Source organism: Marinobacter mobilis, assembly GCF_900106945.1.
Taxonomy (GTDB): Bacteria; Pseudomonadota; Gammaproteobacteria; order Pseudomonadales; family Oleiphilaceae; genus Marinobacter; species Marinobacter mobilis.
Genome location: NZ_FNNE01000003.1, coordinates 447,159 through 457,800 on the forward strand (window position 1 = coordinate 447,159; position 10,642 = coordinate 457,800).

Here is a 10,642-nt window from a genome sequence, read left to right on the forward strand (position 1 = left end):
ACACTGACAATAAAGATTACGGGATGAAGGTTTCTCAAGGGACGCTCTATCTTGACCATCTACAGAGTCGAGCGCCAGCATACCCTCGACATTACCCGACTGCAATCATCCCAGGGGTTATTTGAATTGCACGTCGAGATGGCGCAGAGTGGGGAAGTATAGCGTGACCTGATTTCCGGAACCCAATGTGAACCACCTTGCCCACCTTTACCTGGCACCAGGCGACCCAGAATCCCGGGTTGGCGCGCTGCTGGGGGACTTTTCCCGGGGACTAGAACTTGACCTACTTCCGGATCGGGTTCTTGAGGGATTACGGCACCACAGAGCGGTTGACGCCTTCACCGACACCCATCCGCAGGTGCTAGCCGCCAAAGGCCTGTTTTCACCTCAACGGCGTCGCTTTGCAGGCGTTGCGCTCGACGTGCTGTTCGACCACTACCTGATCCGGCACTGGTCGCAGTTCTCCGCGACTCCCATCGAGACATTTATAGAGCAGGCCTACGCTGATTTGAGCGCAAACCGTCATTTGATGCCTGAGCGAATGGCGGTCGTAACCGGGCGCATGATCCGGGATGACTGGCTTTCCCGATACAGCGACATCAATACCATAGGCTTTGTTCTTGACCGAATCGCCGAACGCATCCGCTTCAGCAACCGGTTCACAGGCGCAATTGATGAAATAAAAAGAAACGACCAACAACTTGAGCAGTACTTCCTGGCCTTTTTCCCTGACCTGGTCGCCGCCACCCGTGTCAAACCAGATGCATCGTCTACGCTTAGTCTGAGCCCCCACCTTTAGCCTTGCCTCTCAGAAGGAGCGTGACGATGACCATCAGGATAGCGACCATTTGCGGCAGCGTTCGGCCTGGAAACTACACGCACATGGCCATGAATGTGGCGATTGATGAACTGCGTAAAACCTCGGACATCGAAGTAACCGCCATTGACCTGTCGACGCTGGACCTCCCGCTCCCTGGGCTTGACGCAAGGAATCCGGAGGCAATCCAGGCTTTCCAGACAACCATAGAGGAGGCCACAGGCGCCCTCCTTGCCGCACCCGAATACCATGGCGGCATCAGCAGCCCGATGAAACTCGCCATCGATAACCTGGGTTTTCCCAGCAAACTGGCAGGAAAGCCCGTCGCTATACTCGGGGTCGCTGCCGGGGCCATCGGCGCGATTAAATCCACAGAACAGCTTCGAGCAATCTGCGCCCACGTCGGAGCAGTTCCGTTACCACTAGCAGTGTCCATACCCTTGATTCAACAGGTGTTTAACGAGCAGGGCGAATGCCAGGACCCACGTGCGGAAGCGTTGATTCGGCGATCCGCGACCTCGCTTCTCGATTACATAAACAATGCAGTGTGCCCGAAACTCAGCCTGGAGGCGCTGTTGCGCGAAAAATCGACCTGATACCGCCCTGAATCCCGGCACTCTTTTGATTAACGACGCATTAAATCGATGTTAAACATAGCGTTTGGCCTCGTAATCAGCCCGAAACCAGTGCAATCATCGGGATGACACCCGATCACGGATATAGGAAAGGAGCTATAACATGAAAAAGTCTCTGATCGCTGGAATTTGCCTGGGCGCTACGGCGGCGGCTGTTGCTACCGCACCTGCAACAGCTGCTGGCCTTTATAAATCAGGAGATGTAGGGGTTTATGGCGGCATAAATTACACATTCATCACCATCGATTCCGGTAACGAGGATGCTGATGTCGGCGTTCTTGGCGGAAAAGTTGGCGTTCTGGCAACACCATTTTTCGGCGTAGAAGCCCGCGGTGGGTTCGGCGTTGATGACGACCGGGCAGGCGGAGCAGATGTATCCCTCGATAACTACTTCGGCGGTTATGCAACGCTCAATCTGGCCAACGAATCGCCGGCAACTCCTTACGCCATCTTCGGGTTCACCCGCGTAGAAGTTGAGCGGGAAGGGTTCTTTACCAGGGTTACAGAAGACGAATCCGATTTCTCGTATGGACTGGGCGTTAACGTCGAAATGGCCCCACAAGTATCGGGGAACATCGAATACATGCGCTACTTCGACAAAAATGACACCACTGTGGATGGACTCGGGCTCGGTGTGACAGTTCACTTCTGATTTTCCCCGGCGTCCCGGCTGACTCATTCGTTGCCTGTGGGTATAGGCAACGCCTTGAGAACAAAGCCGGGAAGCAGCGCCCATGGCTGTATCCGGCGACATGATGATCGGACAGGGAATCTCTGGCATGTCGCCGTTTGTTTGCTAGTCGTTGCTATACAGTATTTAACATAATATACATTATGCGCACTTTTATATGGTATCGGGCAGGCACCTTAGGTTCACAGTTGTACAAACAGAAACCCGGCGCTAAAGTCAAAGCCCTCCCTATCATTTACCCAGGTACGAGCTGACGTGAAAATTGGTGAACTGGCAGAACTCACAGGCCTCGCTCCGTCCCGCATCCGTTTTTATGAGCGAATTGGGCTGCTGACAACCGTCAGTCGTAAAGCCAACGGTTACAGAACCTATCCTGCTGAAGCCGTCACCATGCTCAAGTTGATCGCCACGGCTCAGCAGGCAGGTTTCAGCCTTGATGAACTGAGAGCGTTACTGCCTGCCGACTTGGATGACTGGGATCACGGCGCCTTACTCGAATCGCTCCAGCAAAAAGTCCGCGACATTGAAGAAATCCAGGCACGGCTTGCGCAAAGCAAGGCGCAGCTTCTCGAAGTATTGGCAGAGATTGAGGCAAAGCCGGACGACATGGATTGCGCGACCAACGCCCGACGGGTTCTGACTCAGCTCGGGCTAGGCAAAAAGAATAAGGTCGCCAGCAAGAGCCAGGGTGGCTAAAGCGCTCTGTTCCACCCAACCCTATCAGCGTGCAACCTCGCCAACTAAATTACCGATTGACCCTGAAGTTAGCTTTAACCTTAAGATTGCGCCTTAATGAATGAACTGACCCAGGAACAAGAGCGCATGCAAACGATTTTGGGTGCTAGCGGGCAAATCGGGCGTGAACTGGCCCTCAGCCTCAAGCGCGACTTCACCGACAACATTCGCCTGGTAAGCCGCAACCCGGAGAAGATTCACGACACCGATGAACTGATCAGCGCAGACCTGATGGATGCCGCCCAGACCCATAAGGCCGTCGAAGGCTCGGAGATCGTCTACATGACGGCCGGGTTACCCATCGACACCCATATATGGACCGAACGTTGGCCAGTGATGATGCGGAATGTGATCGATGCCTGCGCAGCCCATGGCGCCAAGCTGGTGTATTTCGATAACACCTATATGTACTCGCAAACCAGTGAGCCACAGAGGGAAAATGCTCCGTTCAAGCCAAACGGCCCCAAGGGAAAGGCGCGCGCCCAGATCACCCAGATGCTGTTGGACGCCATGGATCAGGGCCGCGTAAAGGCATTGATTTGCCGAGCCCCGGAGTTCTACGGGCCGGGACAAACCCAAAGCATCACCAACACCACGGTCATCGACAAGCTGCTGGCAGGCAAGCCAGCAATGGTATTCCTGCGCGATGACACCCAGAGAACTCTGATCTTCACCCCAGATGCCAGCCGCGCCATGGCTTTATTGGGCAACACACCAGACGCATACGGTCAGACCTGGCACCTGCCGTGTGACGACAATCGCCTGACTTACCGCCAGTTCGTCGCCTTGGCCGCAGAAACATTCGGGGTGAAGGGTAATTACAAAATCCTGAAGCGCTGGCAACACTGGCTCGCATCGAGAGCCAGCAAGACAATACGGGAGACAGAGGAACTGCTTCCCCGCTACATGACGGACAACCTCTTCATTTCAGAAAAATTCAAGGCACGGTTCCCAGAGTTCAGGGTAACAACCTACCGGGAAGGACTGACCGCTATTTATGCCCCTCACTCACACAGGCAGGAGTAACTCAATGAGCGACCAAAACAAGCCGCTAACCCAGATGCCATGGCTCATTTATGGCGCAAACGGATATACCGGCGAATTAATCGCCCGGGAAGCCGTGCAGCGGGGGCACACACCCATGCTTGCGGGGCGCAGCCTTGAAAAAGTACAGGCACTGGCCGGTGAACTTGGCCTGGATGCCATCGGGTTCGACCTGGATGATACCGAACAAGTTGCCAGACATATCAAGGACTTTTCGTTGGTTCTTAACTGCGCAGGCCCTTTTTCCGCAACGGCAGAACCTATGATGAAGGCCTGCATCGCCGCACAGGCGCATTACCTTGATATCACCGGTGAAATTGCCGTGTTCGAATTGGCGCAGTCCTTGAGTGGCGAGGCGAGTGCCGCTGGTATCGTACTGTGTCCGGGCGTGGGCTTTGACGTCATTCCAACGGACTGCGTCGCAGCTGCCCTGAAAGCCGCCCTACCCGACGCCACCCACCTGGCGCTGGGCTTTGATTCTCGGTCGGGGTTTTCACCGGGCACGGCTAAAACCTCTGTTGAAGGTCTGGCCCAGGGCGGCAAAGTCCGCCGTAATGGCATGATAGAAACCGTTCCACTGGCCTACCAGGTGCGCCGGATCGACTTCGGCGACGGCGAGAAAGAGGCAATGACCATTCCCTGGGGAGACGTATCCACTGCCTACCACAGCACGGGAATCCCTAACATTGAGGTGTTTATACCGGGCTCACCCCGAATGATCTCCGGCGCCAAGCGCGCGAACTATATCCGGCCGCTGCTGGGCTTCACCTTCGTCCAGAAACTCATCAAATCACGTATAGCCAAGACCGTGAAGGGGCCAGATGAAGCCGCAAGAGCGAAAATGCCTACCTTTGTTTGGGGTGAAGCGACTAACGACCTCGGAGACAAAAAAACGGCCCACATCCAGACCGCCAATGGATACAGCCTGACCATTACCGGCTCTTTGGCGTTTATTGAGCATTTGATGGAGACTCAACCGGCTGGCGGCACTTACACGCCGTCGCAATTGGCCGGTGCGGACCTGGTAACCCGGCTGCCAGACTCGGGGGAGCTTCGAATAAATTAATATCCGGGGCCGCTTATCCATTCACTACCTCGCAAAGCACTTGGACACTGATTTTGCCGCACATGCTCTCAGTGCGGCAAAATCATTCCTGAAGCGATCGCTTTCGCTTTAAGCGCCGCATCAAGATCGCCTTCAACATGTGCCTTTACGATGGCCCCCTCTTTTAGCAGGAAGAGAGCATTGGCCAGCTGCTCCGCTTCCGCTTGCGAGCAACAGACTTTCTCAGCGTGCATCTTCAACAGTTCGAAAACCCGAGCTTTATGAACGGCACAACGTTTGTGTACGGGGTGCTCTGGGTCGCTGTACTCTCCGCAGGCGTTAATGAAAAAACAGCCACAAAAGCGCGGGAGTGCGGGCTCGCGATTATTGAACCAGTCATGCACCGCATCAAACATTTCCAGCAATGCCTCTTCTCCCGCTGGCCGACTGTTCATTCGAGTTTCCAGCCAGCTGAAGATCAGATTGTCCCGATGCTCGACTGCCGCTTCAACCAGACTGTCCTTGCTCTCAAAATGGTTATAGAGCGTCTGCTTTGCTACACCCGCTTCCTGGAGCACCTGATTGATTCCGATGGCGTGAATTCCATGCTCATAGAACAACCGTAAGGCCGTATCGACCAAATCCTGCTTTCGCCCCATTGATGGGTCTCCTTCTCTCGTTATTTGCATGTTGACCAAATTAGACAGGTCTGTCTATACTCAAAAGTAGACCGACTTGTCTACCACGGAAGACGCCGATCAATATAGCTGCGCAGGCGTTTTTGTGGCCTGCGTTGTTGTTGGCCCCTAATTACGAATCACCAGCAAACCAGACACGGACGATGAACGATGGACTCACAGTCAAAATGTACCTGGAAAGCGCCCTTGCTTGGACTTGAGGCAGACTTGATCAATGGCTTGCAGGCCGGGGATCCAGAAGCCTTTGCCAAGGCTTACCGGCGATACCAATCAACAATGCTCCGGGTTGCCACGAGGCACGCCTCTGCAGCCACCGCTGAAGACATTACCCACGAAGCCTGGATTGCGGCGATCAGTGCAATAGCTTCGTTTGAGGCTAGTTCATCACTAAAAACCTGGCTTTGCCGGATCGTTACGAACAAAGCTTTCAGCACGTACAGAGCAAACAGAAAGGAGTTCCCGGCAGGCCCTGACCTCGAACAGCTATCCGACAGGGCCTGTGCGAGTCAGCACACCGGATCAAGCATTTACCTAAGTGAACCAGAAAGGGCAACCCAGACCTCTAGGGTCCGGGAACGCATCCGGATTGAAATGAAGAACATGAACCGGGATCACGCCAACGCCATTCTGCTTAAAGGCATGAGCCCGCTAACGGGCTCTCAGGTGTCTGATGTACTTGAAATTTCCCACGGGAACCTGCGGGTTATTTTGCATCGGGCACGAAACGAGTTGACTGCCCTGCTCTGACCAAGGCAGCCACACCCTGCACCTTTTACCGATAACTGGAGAATGCCAATGAGCACCCAACGCCCACCGCTACCGCCCTTTACCCGGGAAAGCGCCATTGAAAAGGTCCGTCTTGCCGAGGATGGCTGGAATAGTCGTGATCCAGCCAAGGTTTCCCTCGCCTATACAGTGGACACCCAGTGGCGAAACCGTGCTGAGTTTGCCAATGGCCGGCATCAGGTTGAAGAATTCCTGACCCGGAAGTGGAACCGCGAACTCGATTACCGGCTCATCAAGGAACTCTGGACCCATACCGACAACCGTATTGCCGTTCGTTATGCCTATGAATGGCACGACGACAGTAGCAACTGGTTTCGCTCCTACGGCAATGAAAACTGGGAGTTTGATACCAACGGGCTGATGAAGCGCCGATTTGCGTGCATCAACGACAGCCCCATCATCGAATCAGACCGGTTATTCCACTGGCCCCTGGGCAGGCGACCAGACGACCATCCAGGCCTCAGTGAGCTTGGCCTCTAGTTTCACCGCTTCATAGGAGACAAGTTATGTCTGCTCTTACTCAAGGATTGCAGCACGTGGGCTTGACCGTAACCAGGCTCGAGGAAAGTGCCAGCTTCTTCACTCAGTTGCTGGGGTGGAAGGAAGTTTCCCGCAAACCCGACTACCCCGCTGTTTTCGTCAGTGACGGCTCGATCATGCTAACCCTGTGGGAAGCCAAGTCAGATCAGCCCGCGGGGTTTGATCGAAGAACCCATGTTGGCTTACATCATCTCGCCCTTCGGGTGGACGATGAAAAGACACTTCAGGAAATCCATGACAGGGTCGCAGATTCGGGACTTAACATTGAGTTCCCTCCGGAATACGTAGGCGAAGGGCCTTCAAGACATATGATGTGCTATGAGCCCAGCGGCATTCGCGTCGAGTTTTTCTTCAACGGTTCTTAGCTACACCCTCGGAGGCAGGCTGGCATTCCTCCAACCAGCCTGCCTACCCGGATTGACGGATCCCTTCAGGGTTTTGGCCAAAGGTTCCCACCCTATCAACGGGTCTCGCCTCAGCGACTGCAGGTTCGGGTGGACCTTTTCAGAATTACGGCTCACGTGACGCGCGTAAGGCCTCGGACTCCAACAGCGTATATCGCGGAGTTATATGTTGCGGGCAATTCCAATCAAACGCCTCGACTCGAATAATCATCCCTCGCTCTATCACCGCGCCGTAGTCGTGGTCATGCAATTGCTCGAGAATCGACAATTGTTCAGGCCCAGCCAGCGCCATGTGGCCTAGCAACTTGAGCCGCCTCCGATTCGGATAATCCATCAGAAATAAAGCAACGCGATCATTGGCGAGCACGTTACCTGTCGTGACGTACTGACGATTACCAGAGTAATCCGCAAACCCGATCGTAGACGGATCCATCACCTTTAAAAAGCCTGCGGGACCACCCCGATGCTGAATGTAGGGCCAGCCGGTTTCGCTGACACTTGCAACGTAAAAACTGTCCCGCGCTTCAATAAAGCTGCGCTCGCGATCCCTGAGCAGCTTGTTACGCTCGGGGCCGGATTCATGGGGCAAATAGTCGGACCGACTACCCATTTCCTCCTGAACCCGCTTCACAGTCCGGGTAAATGTAAGTTCCGCGAATTTGTGAGCCATGTCAGCCTCCACTGGTTTGAATGCATCTGTTTCGCCATTAAGTACCAGTAACAGAACGAACCCAGATGTTACGCGCGGCCTACTTCTTTTATACCGCTCGAACTTAAGGCATGTAACAATTGAAGGCTTGGAAGTGCTGGGAACTATGAACGTCCTGTGGTTCTCGTTCGGAGTGGGTCAGGTAGAGGTCACCGTATTGGTGGGAGCGAATGCGCGGCCTGGCACCATTTCGCTATCAACGACTTGCTGCCTGCTACCGCGAGACTGCCGGAGAATCCGTCAACTTCAGATAGATTGTCGCTCCTTGCTGGCTGGCAACAACCTCCGGGTGACGGCCTTCGGGCAACCGTATCCAGCCACCCTGATCAAACGACTGATTGCCGAACAGCATGCTACCTTCCAAAATCAGGAGTTCGGCACTCTGAGCGGGAGCAGCAAACAACCTCTCACCCGGGGGGATGCGTTGCAGGCTGACCGCTTCACCGGCGCCGGAAAAAAGGGCACAGGTTTCTCGCCCCTCCAGACGCCCCCAGTTCGCCGGGCTTCGGGTATTGATACGCACTTGACGACCTTCGTCAGCGCTCATCTGCCGGAGCTTAACAAAGATCGTACAACCATCCGCGCTGAATGGCTTATGTGATGAGCCGGGCGGGTTGCGCAAATACCAGCCTGCCGGGTAATCCCCTCCCTCGTCTGAGAAGATTCCGGACAACACCAATATTTCCTCCCCGCCCGGATGCTGATGACTGGGGAAGTAGGAATCCGGCGCATATCGAACGATACTGGTCGCGCGGGCTTTTTCCTCGCCAATCCGGTCCAGCATTACCCGCTCGACACCGCTCTGGGGAGAAGCCAGCCAGCGGTATTCTTCAGGCGCCTTCGTAGCGCAGCGGGTAAAATCAGCATTGACGAGCATGGGCCTCTCCTTTATCTGACGCTCCCGGTCAGGTTCGCCCCATTTTTCCAGACCCGCCTGGTTAATCGCAAGCAGGAACCTCGCCAGATTCCCCCTAACCCGGATTTCTCATAGGTCCCCAGCAAGTCTCGCAGACTGTGCGGGTTACCGCCATTACCGCTCATTGGCGGCCGTGACTGATCAATAATCGATCAATTCCTGTTGTCCGGACACACGGCCCCCTTTCCCCCATTGAGTCGGGCCGGGGGAGCCCGGGCTTCTATCCCGGAACCAGTTGACGCACCAGGTCAGAGAGTTCGTCTTTGTAAGGATAGGCATCGCTCATCAACACCCGTATGCGCCGAGTGTTGCGAATGATGACCGCGCCCACCTTGATCAGCTTCAGCCGCAGGTTACTGGCGCTCATTCTCTCGAAGGGCGTCTTCTTCAAGTGGGCCCGTAATCGCTCGAACAGCGTGTAGGCAAAGCCCGACAGGAGCAACCGCCACTGATTGGTCCACCACCGCGTGCTGGAGGTGCGATCTGCGAACAGACACAACTGCTGATCCTTGATCCGGTTTTCCATGTCACCCCGGGCACAGTATTGCTCGTAGTAGAGTTTAACGCCGTCGTCGTAACGGGAACTGATAATGAACCTGGGGTTGGCACCCAGTTCGCCTTCCTCCAGACGCGCGATCACCCAGCGGGGGTGTTTCCAGGTTCGGGCCTGGTACTGGAACCGGTAGGTGGCGGAGACTTTTTCACCCAGTTCGTTGTGAGCCTTGCGAACCAGCATCGAGGGTACGTCTACCTCCTTGAGCAGCCGGCTGTTCTTGCTGATGCCGACCAGATAGTCCACGTTGTTCCGGTCGCACCAGCTCAGCAATCGGGGACGGTAAAAGCCGCTGTCACCCCGGAACACGATGCGGGTATCCGGCCAGTACTGCCGGATGAACTTCACCAGCAGGGCCAGAATGGCCCAGCTATGGCGGCTGTCGCTTCGATTGCTGGTGCGCAGGTAGCTCACCAACAGGTGACGGCCGCAGAACACGTACAGCGGGAAGTAACAATGGTGATCGTAGTAGGCGTTAAAGAACTTGCCGGGCTGGTCGCCATGCACCGGAACGTCGGTGCCATCGAAGTCCAGCACGATTTCCTTGGGTGGGGCGTCGTGCTGCTCAATGAAGTGATGCCACAGCAGTTCGTGGGCCTTGACCACGGCCTGCCGGTCCACGCGCTGCTCCATTCGGCACAGTGTTGATTTGCCCGCTAGAATGGCCGCTTCGCCAGTCGCGGTCTGAAGTGCCTGGTCAGCGCGTAACGTTTCGTGATCGTTCAGATCTTCGTATCCGGCGGCTACGCCAAAGACCCGTTGCCGGATCATGGTTTGAAGCTTGTGGCGAACCAGTACCGGATTACGGGCATCGTCCAGCACCGTAGCCAGGCGCTGAGTGAGCTGGTGTTGGTTGTCGACTTCGCGAAGCAAAAGCAGGCCGGCATCGGAGGTGATATGACCACCGGAGAAATCGGCTTCAATTTGACGGCGAGACAGTGGCGAGAAGGTCAGTTTTTCAGGTACCATTTTGGATAGCGGCTGTTGGTGCTTGGTGAACGGTGTAAGGTCCTGAAACTATAGCACTTTCAGCCGCTTTCTTTTATCCCCTCATGAGAAATCCGGGCTA

Annotated in this window: 13 protein-coding genes; 9 read left to right on the top strand and 4 right to left on the bottom strand. The window is 55.2% G+C overall.

Annotated elements, in window-relative coordinates; all coding sequences use genetic code 11:
* Positions 1-187 precede the first annotated feature (187 nt).
* From BLV11_RS06925 to BLV11_RS06950, 6 genes are all read left to right on the top strand, one after another.
* Positions 188-799 (top strand): acyl carrier protein phosphodiesterase, encoded by a 612-nt coding sequence (locus BLV11_RS06925; protein ID WP_091812223.1) that lies wholly within the window; start codon positions 188-190, stop codon positions 797-799.
* A gap of 26 nt (positions 800-825) precedes the next feature.
* A complete protein-coding gene (locus BLV11_RS06930; RefSeq protein ID WP_091812224.1) occupies positions 826-1,413 on the top strand; it encodes an NADPH-dependent FMN reductase in 588 nt (195 codons plus the stop codon).
* Between the two features lie 142 nt (positions 1,414-1,555).
* The gene (locus BLV11_RS06935; protein WP_091812225.1) at positions 1,556-2,104 is read left to right on the top strand and encodes an outer membrane beta-barrel protein; all 549 of its coding nucleotides are present in this window, start codon (positions 1,556-1,558) and stop codon (positions 2,102-2,104) included.
* Between the two features lie 294 nt (positions 2,105-2,398).
* Positions 2,399-2,839, top strand: coding sequence for a MerR family transcriptional regulator (locus BLV11_RS06940; RefSeq protein WP_091812226.1), 441 nt, complete (start codon positions 2,399-2,401; stop codon positions 2,837-2,839).
* A 126-nt stretch (positions 2,840-2,965) separates the two neighbouring features.
* Positions 2,966-3,904 (top strand): NAD-dependent epimerase/dehydratase family protein, encoded by a 939-nt coding sequence (locus BLV11_RS06945; protein WP_091812267.1) that lies wholly within the window; start codon positions 2,966-2,968, stop codon positions 3,902-3,904.
* Positions 3,905-3,908: 4 nt separating this feature from the next.
* Positions 3,909-4,988: a saccharopine dehydrogenase family protein gene (locus BLV11_RS06950; protein ID WP_091812227.1), complete on the top strand. Its 1,080-nt coding sequence runs from the start codon at positions 3,909-3,911 to the stop codon at positions 4,986-4,988.
* A 68-nt stretch (positions 4,989-5,056) separates the two neighbouring features.
* Here BLV11_RS06950 and BLV11_RS06955 read toward each other — a convergent pair whose 3' ends face one another.
* Positions 5,057-5,626: a TetR/AcrR family transcriptional regulator gene (locus BLV11_RS06955; protein ID WP_091812228.1), complete on the bottom strand. Its 570-nt coding sequence runs from the start codon at positions 5,624-5,626 to the stop codon at positions 5,057-5,059.
* 225 nt (positions 5,627-5,851) lie between these two features.
* Here BLV11_RS06955 and BLV11_RS06960 point away from each other — a divergent pair, with 225 nt between their 5' ends.
* The 3 genes from BLV11_RS06960 to BLV11_RS06970 are packed head-to-tail and all read left to right on the top strand — an operon-like array spanning position 5,852 to position 7,356.
* Positions 5,852-6,412, top strand: coding sequence for an RNA polymerase sigma factor (locus tag BLV11_RS06960; protein WP_245725944.1), 561 nt, complete (start codon positions 5,852-5,854; stop codon positions 6,410-6,412).
* 42 nt (positions 6,413-6,454) lie between these two features.
* Complete coding sequence (locus BLV11_RS06965; protein WP_091812230.1) at positions 6,455-6,931, top strand: nuclear transport factor 2 family protein; 477 nt, start codon at positions 6,455-6,457, stop codon at positions 6,929-6,931.
* A 26-nt stretch (positions 6,932-6,957) separates the two neighbouring features.
* Positions 6,958-7,356 carry a VOC family protein gene (locus BLV11_RS06970; protein WP_091812231.1) on the top strand — a complete coding sequence of 133 codons (399 nt, stop codon included), beginning with the start codon at positions 6,958-6,960 and terminating at the stop codon, positions 7,354-7,356.
* Positions 7,357-7,501: 145 nt separating this feature from the next.
* Here the strand turns inward: BLV11_RS06970 and BLV11_RS06975 are convergent, their stop codons facing one another.
* The 3 genes from BLV11_RS06975 to BLV11_RS06985 form a co-directional block, all read right to left on the bottom strand.
* Positions 7,502-8,065, bottom strand: coding sequence for a pyridoxamine 5'-phosphate oxidase family protein (locus BLV11_RS06975; protein WP_091812232.1), 564 nt, complete (start codon positions 8,063-8,065; stop codon positions 7,502-7,504).
* Positions 8,066-8,318: 253 nt separating this feature from the next.
* Positions 8,319-8,981, bottom strand: coding sequence for a cupin domain-containing protein (locus BLV11_RS06980; RefSeq protein WP_091812233.1), 663 nt, complete (start codon positions 8,979-8,981; stop codon positions 8,319-8,321).
* Between the two features lie 259 nt (positions 8,982-9,240).
* Entirely contained in the window at positions 9,241-10,542 is a 1,302-nt protein-coding gene (locus BLV11_RS06985) for an IS1380-like element ISMaq4 family transposase (RefSeq protein ID WP_091812234.1), read from the bottom strand.
* Positions 10,543-10,642: the final 100 nt, after the last annotated feature.